Genomic DNA, 18,940 nt, shown 5'->3' on the forward strand with positions numbered 1-18,940 from the left:
AAGAGTGAACGAGGTGATTCATACGCGCAAAGAAGCTTTGCCTACGCCGCAATCCATGAAATTCGCCGTCCGGCGCGCGCTCCGTTCGACGCTGCTGGAGCTGGGGAGCGGAACCAAAGCCGAGCTCAGCGAAAGACTCGGCATCAGCTTTCCGACTGTTAGCAAAGTTATGGGGCTCATGGTGCAGGAAGGTGAAGTCAACCTGCTCGGGCAGGATGAATCCAGCGGCGGCCGACGTGCGAACCGCTATGCTTTTAATCCGGATTATATGCTGGGTCTCGCCGTTTATTATGAGAAAGAGCAGAGCGTATACACTGTTTTTAATTGGAACGGCGACTTGCTCGAGCGGAAAGCTGAAGACGGCATCCTTCATCGTGGACCGGAAGCCTTGGCTTCCCAAATGGCAAACTGGACCCGCCGTTATCCAGAGATACGCTCCATCGCCGTTGGCATGCCTGCGGCGGTGCGGGACGGTCTTATTTTCCATGTGCCGTCGTATGGAACATTCCAGGATTACAACCTCCAATCTTACCTGGAGGATCTGTTCTCCATTCCTGTCATCGTAGAGAATGACATGAATACAGCCGTACTCGGTTACCACAATCTCAGCGGCTCGGAGGAGGCTTCCCTCGTATACGTGTACCTCGGTCACAACGGACCGGGGGCCGGACTGCTCATTAATGGAAACGTCGTTCGCGGCCGCTCGTTCTTCACGGGCGAGATCGGCTTCGTCCCGATGAGCGAGGGCAGCAATTTTCAAGACATATTGGAACGTAATCGTTCCGTGATGAGCAGTCTCATCGAGCCGGATCAGGAGCAAATCGATGCGTTAAGCCGGCTAAGTGCCGCCTTCACCGCGATTCTCAATCCCGATGCCATTCTGTGGTGCGAGCATAATCTCTCGCCCTCCGCCCTTGTCTCCATTAAAGAGCGTGCCTCCGCCTACGTGCCGAAGCGGCATCTTCCCGAAATGCTGCTTCGCGATTGGGAACACGACTATCTAGCTGGCTTGCAGCGGATCGCTCTGGATATGATGATATCCGATACAAGCGCAATGTAAAATTCAACAATGACGATTGGGGATTAACCGTGAATACTGACCTTCAACCAAAAACAAAACCTAAATTGAGCAAAGACTACACTCTGCATTTGGCAACGATCTTTCTAGGCTTTATCATATTCGGGATATCGGAGAATATTAAGGGGCCCGCCATTCCGCGGATCCAATTCGATTTTCGATTGGATGAAATGCAGATCGGCACCTTGCTCTCCCTGAACGCGCTCGGGTACCTGATCGCGTGCTCCTTCACCGCGCTGTTGACCCGGAAGATTGGAATCAAATGGGTCAGCATGGCTGCCTTCGGATCGATGGCCATCTCGGGCGTGTTGATCTTCCTGTCCCACAACTACCCTCTGTTTACCGCATCCTACTTCTTAATGTACATTGGGAACGGTATGCTGGAGATCGGCCTCGCGATATTGTCAGCCCGGATCTTTGTGCGCAATACGGGCACGATGATGAACCTGTCCCATTTCTTCTACGGTATCAGCTCAACGGTGGCCCCGATGATTGCATCCGGTCTCATGACCGTTACCGTGTTTAATTACACGCTGGATTGGCGGGGCATGTACCTGGCCATGCTGATGTTATCCATACTTCCCATGATCCCGACACTCATGAGTAAGTTTCCCGGGGACGATCTATCCGAAACGGAACGGACTCCGCTGAAGCTGCTGGTCAAAGATCCCGCGCTGTGGCTGGTCGTCATGATCCTATCCTTCGGCGTCGTATCGGAGATGGCGGTTGGCGGATGGCTCGTCAACTTTCTTGAAAAATCGTACAAATGGGAACCTGCAGCGGCAGCCGGCATGCTATCCGCGTTCTTCCTCTGCTTCTCGGCGGCACGCCTGCTGCTTGGCCCGATAACGGACCGGATCGGCTTCACGCTGTCCATCATCATTCTGTCCGGACTGACCGGAGTATGTACGTTTGTCGCGATTTTCGGCGGAGAATCCTACGCCTTCCTGTTTGCGGCGGCAGGCATCGGGATTGCCCCGATCTATCCGACGGTCATGGCTCTCATTGCCAAAAGATATCCGAATGAGAGCGACACCGCGATTACGTTCACCGTCACCATGATGGGGATCGGCAGCGTCATCGGCAATTACGCGATCGGCGCGATCACGAACGGATTCAAGCAAATGTACGGCAGCGGTACAGAGCTCGGCCTGCTGCGCGGGCTCCAGGCCGGTTATGGCTTCATTGGATTATGTGCCGTCCTATGTTCGCTATTCGGCATCGTCTTATACCGTTATTTAAAAGTCCGCAAGCAATTAATTTGATACTCGAATCAACATGAAAGGGAGCCCTCTCAGCTTACAAGAGGGCTCCCTTTTGTTTATCCATCGTCGGTCTGTTCCGGACGAATTAACCCAAGTCGGGTGTGTCGACAAGTTCAATGCTTGCCGTTTCGGTATGATGCAGCTCAAATACCAAGATTTCATTCCGTCCCTGCTTCAGCAGCGGTCCAGGCAGATACAGCGCTGCTTGCGGCCCTTGCTCCCAGTAGCGTCCCAGATTGAAGCCATTGACCCAGACGACCCCTTTTCCCCATCCGTCTAAGCGGATAAACGTATCGCCAATGTCATCCACCAAGAATTCGCCGCGATAGAAGGTAGGTCGGTCCTGCTGTTCAAAAGGTCCCTCCAGCGGTTGAAACGGTGCCGCATTCGGATGGTCAAGCGGTAAGGGATAGATGCTCCAGTCATACAGGAACTGGTTGTTCATTCGGACTCCCTCCGTGATTCCTTTATAATCCTTCAGCCTCGGGCCGTAATTGATGCGTCCCATATTCTCGACCACGATCTCCAGCTTGGCGCCGGCTGCCGGAACATCGATTGGCAGGGCTTTGGGATCCCAACGTTCCACCGTCCCTTGATACTTTCCGTCCAGGAATACCTGAGCCCGGTCATGCACCTCTTGCAGATGCAGGGACTCCCCTTGACGCGGCCCGGAAATATGCGTTGCGTATACCGTGAAGCCATAACTTTGGCCCAGCCGTTCCATCGGTACGGGTGCCGTGCGTTTCTGCTCCTCGGAAAGCGCAGGCAGATGCTCCAGCAGGTCGGCATAGTGCGTCATGCTTACCGAGCCATAGCTTATCTTCTTGACAGGCTGCGGAAGACATGGCAAATCGGAGAGATCTTTCCCCTGATGCTGCGCGATCGCGCTTCGAATGGCTTCGAACTTGGCCGTCACGTCCCCGCACTCCGAGAGAGGGGCATCATAATCGTAGCTGGTTAGCGTCGGTTCATACTTTTCGTGAAAATTCGCCCCGTTATAGAATCCGAAATTCGTTCCGCCATGAAACATATAGAAGTTCACGGATGCATTCAAGTCCAGCATTTCCTTGAACACGGCAGCAGCATCTTCCGCGTCCCGGGTATGGTGTGGCTTCAGCCAATGATCAAACCAACCGTTCCAGTATTCCATGCACATCAGAGGATCTTCCGGACGGTACTCCCGCAGTTTATCAAACGCCTCCTTCGTTCTTGATCCGAAATTGACCGTGGCAAGCACGCCGGGAACGGTTCCGCCCTGCAGCATTCCGTCCGTGGGGCCATCCGAAGTGAACAGCAGCACGTCCACGCCCCGCTTGATCAAGCCATCCTTCAAATACTCCAGATATGCCGTATCATTTCCGTAACTCCCGTACTCGTTCTCGATTTGCATCGCAATCACGGGACCACCCTTGGAGGTCAGTAACGGAACCAATCGCGGAATCAGCTCATCATAATATTGGTCGACCTTCTCCAGATAAACCGGGTCCATGCATCGAAGCTGAATATCCGGATCTTGCAGCAGCCAGGATGGAAGTCCTCCAAATTCCCATTCTGCGCAGATGTAAGGGCTCGGCCGAAGGATGACATGCAGCCCGAGATCGCCGGCGATACGGACGAACCTTTCCAGGTCGGCAATGCCATCAAACACAAAGTGTCCTTCCTTCGGTTCATGCAAATTCCACGGAATATAGGTTTCCACCGTGTTCAATCCGCAGCTTCTCAGCTTCATCAGCCGATCTTCCCAATATTCCGGAACCACCCGAAAATAATGGACGGCACCCGACAAAATCTGAATCGGTTCATCCCCCAGCACGAATTGTTGGTTAACCGCTTTCAATTGAGCTTTCATAGCTTGTTTCCTCCTAACACGTTTCATTTGCTTTCTATTGCCATCATCTATCAAAATCCCAAGCTGCTCAATCTCCAAATGGGGCATTCTTTATACCTTTTGTGCCGAATCATCGTTATGATACAATATAAGGCATCATTACCGGCGTTTTCGATGCCCAAAAGGAGCCAGCTGTCATGGATATCGCTTTTCGCTTTCCCAATATGATTCAAACGCTGCAGGTAACCGGATGCCATTTTGATTCCCAGCCGCCAGGCTGGAGCTATCCGAGGCATCACCATCACCTGTTCGAGCTGCTATACTGTCTGGAAGGCGAAGTCCTGCAGGAAATTCATCGGGATTCCATTCAGCTCCGCGAAGGGGAATGGCTTCTGATCAAATCCGGGGTGCCCCATCAAACCTCGAATGCATCCAACAAGCAGTATGGGTACTTCAATGTTCATTTCGATCTGGATGATGCAGAAATTCGAAGCTCATTATCCACTGCCCCTTACCGACATATTAGCCACCACGAAAGCGAGCGCAGCAAACTGGCTGCCTACGTTCAAGAGCTGGAAGGAATCGTCCGGCGCAGCCAGCCGGCAGCCCATTCGGTCCGTCCGGAGAACCAGCCGAGCGATTACAATCTTACTTTTGAGGACAGGCTTCTGCTCCAGTCCTACACCCTGCTCATCATCCATGATGTGCTCTCTCTCTTGAAGAGGCAGGATGCGCTGAAGCCGCCCCGCGCTTTATCTGCGGCAGCAGGCACCCCTAAACCGTCCTCCCTGCTTGCAGCGGATGCGGCTCATGCCATCGAAGCGAAGCTGTCGTCGGGATTGACCGAAGAGATATCGGTCATGGCTGTGTCCCAAGAGCTTAACTTAAGCCGAAGCCAATGCTCCAAGTTATTCCGCCAAGTGTACGGGATCTCGCCAAGACAATATATCAGCCGCCAGAAGCTCAGTCTGGCCAAAGAGCTGCTGGTCACGACCCATCTGCCGATGAACGCAATCGCCGACAAACTCGGTTTTCGCTCAGCCAGCCATTTTTCCAGGCAATTCCGCCGCTGGACCGGGCAGTCGCCGACCGAATACCGGCCCAGGCACTAAGCCATGAACAGCATTAAAGAACCTCCAATATCGAGTACCAGAACAATAGCCATCCCTTTGAGGATGGCTATTGTTCTGTATTGGCTGAACTTCATCTAATCATCTAGCATCATGATCGGATATTGTAAAATCCAAGTATTTTTAGTTAGTTACTTGACATTCAATAGTTAAATTGAGTATGATACAACCTATAGTTCTCAGCTATATTTAAGTTAGTTGATAACATTTTAAACCAAAAAGACAAGGAGTGGTCTATTTCATGGGTAGTTATTCTTCTGCAGGCACTTTCATTATTCGGGTGATTCTGGGGGTCATCTTTATGGCTCACGGTTTGGATAAATTCCAGAGCGGCATCGGGAATATCGAAGGATTCTTCGCAAGTCTGGGAATCCCTGCTTTTATGGCTACCGTTGTAGCCATTATCGAAATCGTGGGCGGAATTGCGCTGATTATCGGCTTGGGAACGAGAATCGCTTCTCTGGTTCTTGGGGTCGTGCTTGTCGTGGCGATTTTTCAGGCGAAGCTGGGCATGGGTTTCCTGGGTGGCTATGAACTGGATATCGCGCTGCTGGCCATGGCCCTACATCTTATTCTTAGCGGCAGCAGCCTGCTCTCGGTTGATTCGCTGTTCAGCAAGAAGAACAAAGCCTAACGCGGACAAGAGCATCCTCAAGGTTGTCGGAGCGTCGATCCCATGAAAAAGAGCTGTGCGCAGATCCATTTCGAAAGGAATGCGACTGGTACAGCTCTTTTCTAGTGATCTCATGACAAGATGCTGCCTCCCGCTTCCGCCGCTGAAGCCGGCTTCCGCTGCAGCCTCAGGATTGTGAACGACAGCCCTGCGGATATGGCAATACAGATTGCCCCTGCAATGTAAACCATGCGAATGCCGAGCGTATCCGCGATAAGACCAATAACGGCAATCGATACACTTGTTACCGTGGATAATAAGATATCCCGAGAAGCATATATTTTCGGCAGCATCTCCTGATCCACACTGGATTGGAGAGCGGTTTGCTGCGCCACATCCCTCAGCTGATAGGCCGGCCCCATCGCAATACATAGGATTAAAGCCACAACCGGGATACTGTTCAGGCCGTACCACAAAGTAAGCAGACTGAATACTGCGGAACCCGCAGCCATGCAGTGTATCAAATTTTTCTGGATGAAGGAAGACAGCAGCAGCATCAGCAAACCGCCAAGAATGGCGCCGACGTAATAACTGGCATTAATAAATCCCCACCAGGCCTCGCCTTGATGCAGCACTTCCTTTACGTATACCAGCGTGATCGCTCCCACCCAGATGGTTCCGGCTATCCCCTCAACCATATCCATGATCGTGACGATTCTTAGCGTAGGAATTCTCCACAGATAGAACCAGCCTTCACGGATTACTTCCCAGCTTGGTTTCCCTCGTCCGGCTGCAGCAGGAGCTTTCGACTGCATGGATCGAGCCGCAATCCAAAAACACAATACGGATAGCCAGATGAGCGTACAGCTCATGATTAATGTCGGCATATGTCCGTAGCGTATGACCAGAAACCCCGTAAACGTATATCCCGCAATCTGCAAGGATTGGCTGGTCACGGATAACGAGCTGTTGGCCTTTACCAACCGGTCAGGAGCAACCATTCTTGTTACCATGGATTGGATCAGCGGGTTCCCCCATCCTTCGGTAAACGCTATGAATAATATGAAGATACACAATATCGCGACCTGGGATGATATGTACGGGAACAAGACTACCAGCGTGGTCAACAGCAGGGCTTTCAGAACTTGAAGCCTCAACAGCAGCTTGGAGAAGCCGAATTTCTCCATGACGAGCGGAGCCGTAAAGCCGGCGGCAAACCGCGCCACTGCGTTAAACAGCGGGAACAACGCAGCAATAAAAGCCGAACCGGATTCCTGATACATAAAGGTAGTCAGCACCATGATATAGACAACGCCTGCCAGCGAAATGCTCGAGTGCGCGGTCCAGTAATATAAAAAGCCTCCTTCTTTCATGTCACACCCTATCCTAACGTGCCGATCTTTTTTTATTAGTCATAACATAGCTTATAAGTTTCTGTAAAGCTAATGAACCTTTCCCGTTCTAAAAAAGCCTGCTCCCATGATCCATCCATGAGAACAGGCCTTTGACTATGCGTTATTTTCTATGAAGCACTAACGGTGATCGACCAACGGTCTTGCCCCGGGCACGGGCAGCGCTTGTCTTTCAGCTTCGCGGCAATCTGTACGATGCATCCGCACAGCGTACACGTGGTGCCCCCTTGCAGTTTAGGGCATGAGAAGCACGCACGAAGACGGGCATCATATTCGTCATCCGGCACGCACCGGTCCGATGAGAACATCGGGGAGGACAGCACGCGCGTGATCTGCTCATCGCTGACCCGGTAATCGTCATGACAACCTTTACACCGATTATCCGCCATGACCTTCGTTTATTCCGCCGTGATCTCGAGAACGGTAACGGACATCGGTGCCAGCTTCGCACGCAATACGTCACCTTCCTGTTCAAATGCAGTGAATGCAGCCGGCTTGAGAACCTCCGGCGATTCAAAGGTATTATGAGCGTCCAGCGAATCGGCGGCAAGCTGCCGGCCTACGATTTGCTTCACCGCACCGCTTAATCCCCGAAGCTGGATCTTCACGTCGCTCTGCTCCGCGTGACTAACATTACACAGGCTTACATGGATTTTGCCGGCTTCATCCCTCGAGGCCGTCACGGATACTTGCGGGATCTTCTCGCCATTCATCTCATAATCGGCCCCGCTGTGATGGGTAGCCAAACGTTCGGCATCCTGATGCACTTTGTACATATCAAACACATGATAGGTCGGGGTAAGGATCATCTTTTCGCCTTCGGTCAAGATGACGGACTGCAGGACGTTGACGATCTGCGCGATGTTTGCCATCACCACCCGATCGTTATGCTCGTGGAAAATATTCAGCGTCAAACCCGCCACTAGGGCATCACGGATCGTATTCTGTTGGTACAGGAAGCCAGGGTTCGTGCCGGGCTCGACATCAAACCAGGTGCCCCACTCATCCACGATGAGACCGATGCGCTTATTAGGATCATACTGATCCATAATCGCCGAATGTCTCGTGATCAATTCATCCATATGGAGTGCTTTCTTCATGGTGGTGAACCATTCCTGTTCGCTGAATCCGGTGGCAGGTCCTTTGCCTGTCCAGAATTCGCCCGGAACCGTGTAATAATGAAGGCTTATGGCATCCATATACGGATGCGCTTCCCTCATGACGGTTTCCATCCAGCGGTAATCGTCCACATTCGGGCCGCAGGCAATTTTGTAGATCTTGTTCTCGCCATAGTTGCGGACGTAAGTCTGATAGCGTCTGTACAAGTCCGCATAATATTCCGGCCGCATATTGCCCCCGCAGCCCCAGTTCTCGTTCCCGACTCCAAAATATTTCACGTTCCACGGCTTCTCGCGGCCATTCTCCTGACGCCATGCGGCCATCGGCGACACGCCGTCAAATGTCATGTATTCAACCCATTCCGACATCTCCTGAACGGTACCGCTGCCGACATTGCCCGATATGTAGGGTTCGCAGCCCAAAAGCTCGCAGAGACGGAGGAATTCGTGCGTGCCGAAATGGTTGTTCTCCACAACGCCGCCACAGTGCGTATTGACCATCTGTTTCCGATTCTCCCGCGGCCCGACGCCATCTTTCCAATGGTATTCGTCGGCAAAGCAACCGCCCGGCCAGCGCAAAACAGGTATATTCAGCTGTCTCAACGCATCCAGCACGTCATTGCGGATCCCTTCCGTATTGGGTATCGGCGAATCCTCGCCCACCCAGATTCCTTCATAAATGCAGCGGCCCAGATGCTCGGAGAAATGTCCATAAATATTGCGATTGATTTTGCCTTTGGATACGTCCGAATGAATGGTAATAACCTGACTCATGACTTTTTCCGCTCCTCGCTATTATTTTATAGATATTTATATGAAACAGTTTATAAATCTTTAAAACAATGATATCGATCAATTCCGATTCCGTCAACCAATAATTTAAACGCTTTCACTCTATGGCCTTATTTTTTGCCAAAAAAAAGACCAGCCCACAGCCGATCTTTCGATCCAGCTTTGAGCCAGTCCTCTTTAACGCGCGGCCCGATTTAAAAACTCGCGGGTCCGCTCCATCTTCGGCTGGTTAAATATTTGATCCGGCGTCCCGGCTTCGACTACTTGTCCGTGATCCATGAAGATGATCCGGTCCGCCACTTCCTTGGCAAAACTCATCTCATGCGTCACGATCACCATTGTCATGTGCTCCTCGGCCAGCTGCTTGATGACGGCCAGCACCTCGCCGGTCAGCTCGGGATCCAGCGCCGATGTCGGTTCATCAAACAGCATGATGTCCGGATTCATCATGAGCGCCCGAGCAATGGCCACGCGCTGCTTCTGACCGCCCGACAAATTTCCGGGGTATACATCCGCTTTATCGGACAAACCGACCTTTTGCAAAAGTGCGGCGCCGTTCGTTCTTACTTCTTCTTTGCTTTGTTTCTTGACATGTTTGGGCGCGAGGCCCAGATTCTCCTGTACCGTCAGATGCGGAAACAGGTTGAAGTGCTGAAATACCATACCCATCCGGGACGTGATCGCTTTGATCTGCTGCGGACTGGAATATGCGCCGTCCTTCACCAAATACTGATCCTGCACCTTGATCGATCCGCCGTTGATTTCCTCCAGATGCACCAGGCTGCGGAGCATGGTGCTCTTTCCCGAGCCGGAAGGCCCGATGACGGCAATCACTTCATTCTTCTGAATCTCAAAGCTGACGTCCTTCAGCACGTTCAGCGAGCCGAAGGATTTTTTCATATGGGTTACTTCGATAATTGCCATTGCGCGACAGTCCTTCTATTCATATTTGAATCGGCGTTCCAGATATTTAAACAGCAGCGTTAACACAAGCGTCATCAGCAGGTATATCACGCCCGCAATAACAAACGGCATAATCGTGAAATCCCGATTGACCGCCGTATACGCGAAGTGCAGCAGCTCCGGTACCGCCACCGCATACAGCAGCGCCGTATCTTTTACCAGCGTAATGGATTCGTTGGATACCGCAGGCAGGGCTACGCGGAACATCTGGGGCAGAATTACTTTCGTGGTCGTCTGCCAGCGGTTCAAGCCCAGCACCTTAGACGCTTCATATTGCCCCTTGTCAATCGCCAAGAGTCCTCCGCGGAAGATTTCCGCAAAGTAAGCGGCATAGTTCAGCACGAATGCCAAGCATGCGGCTACAAAACGATCCAAAACGAGATATTCTCCGATCACCGGCAGCACCGGCAGCCCAAAGCAGAAGAACAGCAGCTGCAGCAGCAGCGGGGTACCTCGAAAAACATATATATAGGCATTGGCCAACCAAGCCAGCGGCTTGATTGCGCTTCGAACCATTAACGTGAACACAAACCCGAGCGGTATGGAGACCAGAATGGAAATCAAGAACAACAGGATCGTGGTCTGCGCGCCTTCCAGCATCGGTTTGCCGATTTGAACGATGTAATCCATACTCATATCTGCTTAACTCCTAATGGAAAAACTTCCGGAATGCTGAAGTTCTCCGATGATTTCATTGTACCGACCGATTGGAACAGAAAACCGGAGCCTTTGGTCAAAGTCCGGTTTCTTGGAATATCTATGGGGAGGTTGGATGACCAACCTCTTGGGAATGCCTACTTCAACACTTTGTCTTCCCCGAACCACTTCTCGGAAATCTTGGCGGCCGTGCCGTCGGCATTCATTTCGTCCAAGGCTTTCTGCAGGCTTTCCAGCAGTTCCTCATTGCCTTTCTTAACTCCGATCCCGTACTGCTCCGGTGCCAGGGACTCCTCCAAAATCTTGTACGTTCCCTCTTCCTTGGACATGTAGTATTTCATGACTACTTCGTCAATGATCACGGCGTCTACGCGTCCATTCTTCAAATCGCTCAATGCCAGCACGTTATCGGGAAATTCGGAAATGTTCTTCACTTGCTCGTGAATGGCATTGGCGCTAAGCGCGTCGGCTGCCGAGGATAGCGACTGCAATCCGACCTGTTTGCCGGCCAAATCGCCGATCGTTGCGATATCCGAATCGTTCAGCACCGCCACCACCTGACTGTTCTCCAGATAAGGCTTGGTGAACAGCACTTTCTCCTTGCGCTCATCGGTGATGGTATAACCGTTCCAGATCAAGTCAATGCGGCCGCTGCTAAGCTCGGATTCCTTCGCTTTCCAGTCAATTGGCTGGAACTTGACTTCCTTGCCCATTTTCTCGGCCGCTGCGCGGGCATAATCAATATCAAAGCCGACAATTTCATTGCTCTCGTCGCGGAATCCCATGGGCGCGAACTTGTCGTCAATTCCGACCACCAGCTCATTCCCCCCGCTTGCCGAGCTCGAACAGCCGACTACCGTTAATAAAAGCATGAAGCCTGCTAACACGGATGCTATCTTTTTCACCAGAAAATCCCCCTCGTAGACGTTAAGCGCAGTCATATTCTGGGATCTGCATCAATCCTCGTCCTATGCATAACTGCTTTTTCACTTTAATACGTTATCAAGACTCCATGATAGCATATTAGCAGAGAAGAGTCGATAGTTTCATAGAATGGCCACTTTTCACCATTCGCATGAAATTTATGTATTTTCATCCTATTTTAAGGTTATTTTAAGGATGAGTTCAGTTTAGCGGGAAAGAATGATGGACTGTAAGACCAACAACATGAAAGGCGGTAAACAACAATGACAACCCACATGAAGTCAGTGAAGCGGTTGGTGCTGCTCGCCATCGCTTTAGTCATGGGCCTCGCTTATCTTCCCGTCTCGGTTTCGGCGGAACCGATCGGACAGCAATCGGAATCACCGGCTGTTCCTTCGTCCAAGGACGAACGCGGGCAACATAAACCCGGCCATATGTTCAAGGCCATCTCCGAGTTTCTGAAGCTGGAGCCGCAAGTTCTCCGGGATAAACTCAAAACCTCGACCCTCGCGGAAATAGCCAAAGAGCAAGGCGTATCGCGGGATGCCATGAAAGCCAAGATCATGGAGCTGCTGAAGGAGAAAATCGCTTCGCATCCAAAGCAGCTGGGCAAATCCATCGATTACTCCGCAGCGGCGGATAAGCTGCTTGACGCCAAGGGCGGATGGCACAAGCAGCGGATGCATCAGCGGCACGGCCGGCTGATCTCGGATAGCGACGAGCTGGCCAAGCTGCTGAAGACAACGCCGGACCAACTCAAAGCATCGCTGCAATCCGGAAAATCGCTGGCCCAGATCGCGAAGGAGCAAGGCGTACCCGTCCAGTCCGTCATTGATCAGCAAGTCCAGGCACTCACAAAGCGCCTGGATCGGAAGCTGTCCGAGGGCAAGGTGACGAAGGAAGAATACGAAGAACGGAAATCCAAGATAGCCCCCTTCGTCAGCGACGTGGTCAACGGTAAAATCAAACCGATGAAACACCAGCACTACAGCAAAGATGCCGGTTAACGCTTGCCGTTAGGCTTACAAACAAACTTAAGAGCCGCCCCTCGGTAGGATTAACCGAAATGGAGCGGCTCTTCATCAGTTCGCTTCTCTATTTTCATGATAAATTAAGGCACATACTGTTGGATGATCTTCACGACGACGCCGTCTTCAACGGTGATATGAAACGGAAACCATTTCATATCCACGATATCATCCTTTTTGTAAATGTCCGCGAATTTGCTCAGGCTCACCGGCTGATTCCAGGAAATCTGGGCATCCTCATAGCGTCCGGTATGGTCGTACAGCTGGAGCAGCACTTCTGCATCGTCCGCTACCGGAAGTTCGATATGCTCTTCCGTATCGTTCACGATATAATAGCCGTCGGGGGCCTCGGTCATCTCAGGGTCCTGCTCCCGTTCGCGGAACACCTGATTCGCTTCCTCTCCCTCATACCACTCGATAGGATCTACTAGAAGAAAGACCTTGCCGTCTTTGATCTCCAGTCCGTTTATGTAGGCAGCTTCCTGATTCGAAGCTTTCGGAACCGGCTCATAATTGTTGCCTGAGGCTACACCGACGGTTGTCATCATGATCAGGACAAGCAGCATCATTGCTCCCAATTTCCAAGCCGACTTCTTCATCTTCTCATCGCTCCCTCTTCATACTTCTATTGAAAGATCAGATTTATACTACTTTCTGCCTCGGAATCCGACTCAACAAACATTAATGGTCATTAACCCAATTCTTGGGATTTGAAACAAGTTATGTACTTGTCGTTCCTATTTCTTTCCTTCATTATACGAATCGCCGCCGTAAAAAGGATGTCATTTCGATGTAAATTCATTACAATATTTCAATTTTCGAAAGCGCTTCATATCGATTGGAGCGGTCCTGCATGATGCAGAATGCGAGAAAACAGCAAAACAAAAACAAGCCCGCCCCGCTGATTCCTCAGTCGATGGTCAGGCTTGTTCCTATAACCAGCTATTATTGATTGAATGCTTCGGTCAGAACCGGAACGATCTGCGATTTACGGGAAACCACGCCTTTAAGAAGCGCCTTGTTCTCCGACAGAGATACATTGTACGCTCTCTCCACGGCTTTGGACTCTTTACCGAGCGCCAGCGCGATGGAATCGTTGTTCAGGATGTCCGTCACCACGAAGACAAACAAGTCCAGGTTTTTGTCCGTAATAATCGATTGAATCGCATCCTCGAGTTCTGCTTGGCGGGACAATACATCATTCGTATCCACCGCGTTGACCTGGGCGATTTCGACTTTGGCACCGCCCATTTGGAATTCCTTGGCATCGAGGGAGATCAATTGAGCGATGGTTTTGTCGCTCAGATCGGCACCTGCCTTGAGCATGTCCAAACCATAACTGTCGGCATCCACGCCGGCGATTTCAGCCAGCTCGCGAGCAGCAGCCACATCTTCGTCCGTGCAGGTTGGAGATTTGAACAAGAGGGAGTCCGAGATGATCGCCGACAGCATCAAGCCGGCAATTTCTTTGCGAACGGCTACGCCCTTCTCCTTATAAATCTTGTTCAGGATGGTAGCAGTGCAGCCGACAGGCTCCGCACGGTAGTACAGCGGATGGCTTGTCTCAAAATTAGCGATGCGGTGATGATCGATAACCTCGATTACGCGAACCTGATCAATGTCGCTGGCGCTTTGCTGACGCTCGTTATGGTCCACGAGAATAACGTCCTGCGCTTCGTTTGCAACCGTCTCAACGAGGCGAGGCGCCTCTACTTTGAAGAAATCGAGCGCGTACTGCGTTTCGCCGTTAACGTCGCCAAGACGCACGGGCTCGGCCGAAAGACCAAGCTGGTTCTTCAAGTCAGCATATGCAATAGCAGAGCAGATGGTGTCCGTATCCGGATTTTTGTGTCCAAAAATTAAAGTTTTAGCCATATTTAATGCCCCTCTCGCAACATGAATTTCATCGTTTATACCAATAAACAGATGATCACCTATCTGATTATAGCGTTAAATTCTACTTATTCCAATTCCTTTACAGAGATTATTTTCAGAGAGCGTTTATACCAATACAATCTCCGGTTCCGGAACGAACCCGAATTGGTTGTTGATCGACTCCGAAATCAGATTCATCAAGTACAGAATGTCCGTTGCCTTTGCATGCTTCTGGTTCAGAATCATGTTGCCGTGGTGCGGAGAAATGATGGCGCCTCCGTATTCGGTCCCCTTCATATTCAGCTGGTCCACGAGCGAGCCTACGGCTACCCCGTAATCGTAATTGTTCTTGAATACGGAACCGCAGGACGGATAGTCGAAATGACGCTTACTCGTCCGGTACTTGATGATGTCGAGCATCGACTGCGGCGTCTCGATTCCCCTTCCGGCCAAAGCATGGACCTCGCCCAGAAAGAACGAGAAAAAGGACGGCAGCGAGGACGGATGGCTGCCGCGGCTCTTCCACTCCGCGAGCAGCGCCGAAGTCGAATGGATCTGCTCCTCCGAGCTGACCGGTATGTTGAGATCGGCGCCTACGATGATCCATGGATGCTGCTGGAAGATGGATTGCTTGTATGCGAATAAACAGTCCCCCGCCGCAATGGACTGCACCTTCAGGCCCGGATCCATCGTATCGATATAATATACCGTATCCAGGATATCGCAGATTTGGCGCGCATTATATTTGGCGTTCATATAGATGCCGGCGCCTACGCAGCCCGGCAGCAAAAAAGTAAAGTCGAGCAAATCGGTTCCGCCCATTAACCCCATCAAGGAAAGCAGGGACATCGGCGTTCCGGATGAAACGTACCATTTGTCTCCCGAAACCTGCAGCTCCACCAGGTTTTTGAGCGAGATAAAGACCAGATCGTGTTTCGGTTCGTCCGGGAACAGGATGTTGGAGCCCATTCCGAAAATGTACCAAGGCAGCCCGCGTTTTTTGCAATCCTGCAGAAGATCCGCCAGGTCGGCTGCCGTTTCAGGCATGGCCAGATAATTGGCTGAGCCGCCGATCCCGTACGTCGAAAAGGCAGACAGCTCCACATTGCGCTTGCACAATCGGTCAATAGCAGATGTATGTAAAGTCATCGTAGACATGTCACTCCCTATTCTTCACATTAGGCACAACAACCCTTACTAAATGTGGGGATGTTACATCATTATGATGCAACTACTCGGATGGTGTCAATCTGGGGCGAAATCCTGGCCATATAGCAAAAAATCCCTGGATTACGGCTCGTAGACCGTAACCAGGGATTCGTTCATCATCAGATGATCCGTTACCAAGATTTATTCGAGGAAATCCTTGAGACGCTTGCTGCGGCTCGGATGACGCAATTTACGTAGCGCCTTCGCCTCGATCTGGCGGATGCGTTCGCGCGTTACGCCGAACACCTGCCCCACCTCTTCCAGCGTGCGGGTCCGTCCGTCCTCGAGTCCAAAACGAAGCCGAAGCACGTTCTCTTCACGCTCGGTAAGCGTATCGAGCACTTCCTCCAGCTGTTCCTTCAGCAGCTCGAAAGCCGCCGCATCTGCGGGTGCCAACGCATCCTGATCCTCGATGAAATCGCCCAGGTTGGAGTCGCTTTCCTCTCCGACAGGCGTTTCCAGGGACACGGGTTCCTGGGATACCTTCTGGATCTCGCGCACTTTCTCCGGTGAGATGTCCATCTCTTTGCCGATTTCTTCCGGCGTCGGTTCGCGGCCCAGCTCCTGAAGGAGCTGTCTGGAGACACGCACAAGTTTATTGATCGTTTCCACCATATGCACCGGAATCCGGATGGTTCTGGCCTGGTCGGCGATCGAGCGGGTAATCGCCTGACGAATCCACCAAGTGGCATAGGTGCTGAACTTAAAGCCCTTGGAGTAGTCGAATTTCTCCACCGCTTTGATCAAGCCCATGTTGCCTTCCTGGATCAGATCGAGGAACTGCATTCCCCGACCGGCATAGCGTCTTGCTATACTAACAACGAGACGAAGATTCGCTTCGGCCAAACGGCGTTTCGCTTCCTCATCTCCCTCCTCTATACGTTTGGACAGTTCCACTTCTTCATCGGCTGAGAGGAGGGGAACACGACCGATTTCTTTCAGGTACATGCGAACTGGATCGCTAATCTTGATGCCTGGCGGAAGCGAGAGATCGTCGTGAACCGAAAAATCCTCTGTTGGAGAATTAGCCGATTTCTCTGTATCCGTAACCTCGCGTTCCAATGCAAAATCCGCACTCTGACGGTTCTCCATTCTATGCCCCCCTGTTGACAATCCCATATTTTCATGCTAATCTAGCATTAGATCATTATGACATTAAACCAATAGTTATTTATCCTTCATTCTAGCATATTTTATAGACTATATCAACTTCTAATATATTCTAGTCCGTTGTACCCGATCTCAGATCTGAGATCGGGTTTTTATATATTCCTATTACATATGTTACGTTTACTTCATTTGATCTAGTACTGCTTTCGTATGCTGATTTAACGGCTTTATATCGGGAGCCTTCACGGGATCATCGCTTAGCTCATATTTGTGCTTTAGCTCAAGCGTCGCCCTTACACGGTCGTTCAGCATCTCCTCCGGGATCACGCCGCTCCGGACAGCCTTGGTCAATGCCTGGATGACGGCTTCCTCCAGCGCATATTCATGTCCGATCAGTACCATGTTGCTTCCTGCGACGACGGATTTCACGGAAGCCTCACCTACGTCCGTGCTGCCGGATATAGCACCCATTGTCATGTCGTCCGTAATGACAACTCCTTTAAATCCCATCTCTTCCCGTAACAAATCGTTGATCACGGGCTTTGAATACGAGGATGGCGTATCCGGATCGATGCTCTTCATGAGCAGATGCGCAACCATGACCACATCGGCCCCTTCATTAATCGCTTGTTGAAACGGAACCAGCTCCATTTCATGCAGACGCTTCAAGTCATGCTCCACCACGGGCAAACCGAGGTGGGAATCGACCGAAGTGTCGCCATGTCCTGGAAAATGCTTCACGACGGGAACGACTCCCTTCTCCTGTATCCCCTTCATGGAGGCAATTCCATGCTCGGTAACGGTCTCCGCCGTAGTGCCAAAGGATCGATCGCCGATGACCGGATTGTTCGGGTTGCTATGAATGTCCAGCACCGGGGCGAATACCATATTGAGCCCGAGTCCCGCAACCTTCTGCGCGATAAGGCCGCCAACGCGCTTCGTGAGCGCTAGATCCCCCTTGCTTCCGACTTTGCCGCTTGACGGCAGCTTTACATATTCCTCGGGAAAACGCGTAACCCGTCCGCCCTCCTCGTCTATACTCAGCCACAAGGGCACTGGATTGGCAGCATTGGCTTCCTTCAGATCATTGAGCAGCTTTACCGACTGCTCTACGCTCTCTATATTGTCATTGAAGAGGATAAACCCGCCAACATGGTGATCCTTCACCAATTTACGCGAAGTTTCATCGATGGCCGTTCCTTCGAGTCCGACCAGTACCAGCTGGCCGATCTTCTCCTCGACGGTCATGTCGTTCATAAGCTCAGCGATCTCATCTTCGGTTTCGTTCGGAGGCAGGCTGCCGTCCTCGCTTTCATTGTCGGTACTGCCTGACGGAGGCTCGGTTTCGTTGTCATTCTCTTGAGAAGGCGGGTTCTGGTCCTGTCCTACCTCCGATGGCGAAGTTCCTTGGCCATCATTGCCCGCATTCCCCGTCTCCGAACGGCCCTGGCAACCTGCCAGAACCAGCAGCAAGATGACAACCAGCATCGTTAAGCTCATCCATGGTGTCCTTCGCTTCAACATTGTCACCTTCCTTCATGTTCACACTACTGTATTCGCCCTCTGTCCCGCAGAGTCCTTCCATCATAACATGATTTCGTTAAGGGCCAAAACAATCCACAACGAAAGCCCCCCGTTGCAAAACAAGAAGAAAAGAGCCGCAGCGATGGCGGCCCTTCCTTCTCTATTTAAGCAATCCGAGCTGACGGGCTTGCTCCTCCGTCAATATAAACTGCTCCGTCTCCCACACTTCATCCTCTTCCGTTCTTCCGAACATCAGCATGATATCGTCCCATATATTCTTTTGCATCGCCTCGGCTTGCGTGATAATAACCTTCATGTCTGCCTCAATCCTTTCCTTGGGTTCATCCCTACTATTACATAATAAAACCACGGAGGGCAGAATAGAATCGATAAGCAAAGCAAAAGCCTGCAAAT

Annotated in this window: 17 protein-coding genes and 1 pseudogene; 5 read left to right on the forward strand and 13 right to left on the reverse strand. The window is 51.4% G+C overall.

Annotated elements, in window-relative coordinates; translation table 11 throughout:
* The first annotated feature begins 13 nt into the window (after positions 1–13).
* The gene (locus RB297_RS08350) at positions 14–1,060 is read left to right on the forward strand and encodes an ROK family transcriptional regulator (protein ID WP_375120238.1); all 1,047 of its coding nucleotides are present in this window, start codon (positions 14–16) and stop codon (positions 1,058–1,060) included.
* 29 nt (positions 1,061–1,089) lie between these two features.
* On the forward strand, positions 1,090–2,343 hold the full coding sequence (locus RB297_RS08355) for an MFS transporter (RefSeq protein WP_375120239.1): 1,254 nt from the start codon (positions 1,090–1,092) through the stop codon (positions 2,341–2,343).
* An 85-nt stretch (positions 2,344–2,428) separates the two neighbouring features.
* Here the strand turns inward: RB297_RS08355 and RB297_RS08360 are convergent, their stop codons facing one another.
* Positions 2,429–4,192 carry a glycoside hydrolase family 35 protein gene (locus RB297_RS08360; protein ID WP_375120240.1) on the reverse strand — a complete coding sequence of 588 codons (1,764 nt, stop codon included), beginning with the start codon at positions 4,190–4,192 and terminating at the stop codon, positions 2,429–2,431.
* 176 nt (positions 4,193–4,368) lie between these two features.
* On the opposite strand from RB297_RS08360, the gene RB297_RS08365 reads away from it, so the two are divergent.
* Entirely contained in the window at positions 4,369–5,283 is a 915-nt protein-coding gene (locus RB297_RS08365; protein WP_375120241.1) for an AraC family transcriptional regulator, read from the forward strand.
* Positions 5,284–5,542: 259 nt separating this feature from the next.
* On the forward strand, positions 5,543–5,935 hold the full coding sequence (locus RB297_RS08370) for a DoxX family protein (protein WP_096774383.1): 393 nt from the start codon (positions 5,543–5,545) through the stop codon (positions 5,933–5,935).
* Positions 5,936–6,045: 110 nt separating this feature from the next.
* On the opposite strand, the gene RB297_RS08375 is transcribed toward RB297_RS08370, so the two are convergent.
* From RB297_RS08375 to RB297_RS08400, 6 genes are all read right to left on the reverse strand, one after another.
* Positions 6,046–7,287, reverse strand: coding sequence for an MFS transporter (locus RB297_RS08375; RefSeq protein ID WP_375120242.1), 1,242 nt, complete (start codon positions 7,285–7,287; stop codon positions 6,046–6,048).
* Between the two features lie 149 nt (positions 7,288–7,436).
* Positions 7,437–7,715, reverse strand: coding sequence for a hypothetical protein (locus RB297_RS08380; protein WP_096774385.1), 279 nt, complete (start codon positions 7,713–7,715; stop codon positions 7,437–7,439).
* Between the two features lie 9 nt (positions 7,716–7,724).
* Positions 7,725–9,218: an alpha-N-arabinofuranosidase gene (locus RB297_RS08385; protein ID WP_375120243.1), complete on the reverse strand. Its 1,494-nt coding sequence runs from the start codon at positions 9,216–9,218 to the stop codon at positions 7,725–7,727.
* A 195-nt stretch (positions 9,219–9,413) separates the two neighbouring features.
* On the reverse strand, positions 9,414–10,160 hold the full coding sequence (locus RB297_RS08390) for an amino acid ABC transporter ATP-binding protein (protein WP_375120244.1): 747 nt from the start codon (positions 10,158–10,160) through the stop codon (positions 9,414–9,416).
* Between the two features lie 15 nt (positions 10,161–10,175).
* Complete coding sequence (locus RB297_RS08395) at positions 10,176–10,835, reverse strand: amino acid ABC transporter permease (protein ID WP_096774388.1); 660 nt, start codon at positions 10,833–10,835, stop codon at positions 10,176–10,178.
* Between the two features lie 158 nt (positions 10,836–10,993).
* Complete coding sequence (locus RB297_RS08400; RefSeq protein WP_192571368.1) at positions 10,994–11,761, reverse strand: amino acid ABC transporter substrate-binding protein; 768 nt, start codon at positions 11,759–11,761, stop codon at positions 10,994–10,996.
* 282 nt (positions 11,762–12,043) lie between these two features.
* Between RB297_RS08400 and RB297_RS08405 the strand changes: the two genes are divergently transcribed.
* On the forward strand, positions 12,044–12,787 hold the full coding sequence (locus tag RB297_RS08405) for a hypothetical protein (RefSeq protein WP_096774390.1): 744 nt from the start codon (positions 12,044–12,046) through the stop codon (positions 12,785–12,787).
* Between the two features lie 104 nt (positions 12,788–12,891).
* Here RB297_RS08405 and RB297_RS08410 read toward each other — a convergent pair whose 3' ends face one another.
* The 6 genes and pseudogenes from RB297_RS08410 to RB297_RS08435 form a co-directional block, all read right to left on the reverse strand.
* Positions 12,892–13,407 carry a hypothetical protein gene (locus tag RB297_RS08410; protein ID WP_096774391.1) on the reverse strand — a complete coding sequence of 172 codons (516 nt, stop codon included), beginning with the start codon at positions 13,405–13,407 and terminating at the stop codon, positions 12,892–12,894.
* Between the two features lie 346 nt (positions 13,408–13,753).
* Positions 13,754–14,683 (reverse strand): manganese-dependent inorganic pyrophosphatase, encoded by a 930-nt coding sequence (locus tag RB297_RS08415; protein WP_009593146.1) that lies wholly within the window; start codon positions 14,681–14,683, stop codon positions 13,754–13,756.
* Positions 14,684–14,809: 126 nt separating this feature from the next.
* Entirely contained in the window at positions 14,810–15,832 is a 1,023-nt protein-coding gene (locus RB297_RS08420; RefSeq protein WP_096774392.1) for a UDP-N-acetylmuramate dehydrogenase, read from the reverse strand.
* 201 nt (positions 15,833–16,033) lie between these two features.
* A pseudogene (gene rpoD, locus RB297_RS08425) lies at positions 16,034–16,978 on the reverse strand (RNA polymerase sigma factor RpoD); the annotation flags it as partial.
* A gap of 204 nt (positions 16,979–17,182) precedes the next feature.
* Positions 17,183–18,526: a beta-N-acetylhexosaminidase gene (gene nagZ / locus RB297_RS08430; protein WP_375120245.1), complete on the reverse strand. Its 1,344-nt coding sequence runs from the start codon at positions 18,524–18,526 to the stop codon at positions 17,183–17,185.
* A gap of 160 nt (positions 18,527–18,686) precedes the next feature.
* Positions 18,687–18,842: a hypothetical protein gene (locus RB297_RS08435; RefSeq protein WP_176502421.1), complete on the reverse strand. Its 156-nt coding sequence runs from the start codon at positions 18,840–18,842 to the stop codon at positions 18,687–18,689.
* Positions 18,843–18,940: the final 98 nt, after the last annotated feature.

The organism is Paenibacillus sp. CR_12 (assembly GCF_041953985.1).
GTDB classification, from domain to species: domain Bacteria; phylum Bacillota; class Bacilli; order Paenibacillales; family Paenibacillaceae; genus Paenibacillus_AQ; species Paenibacillus_AQ lautus_A.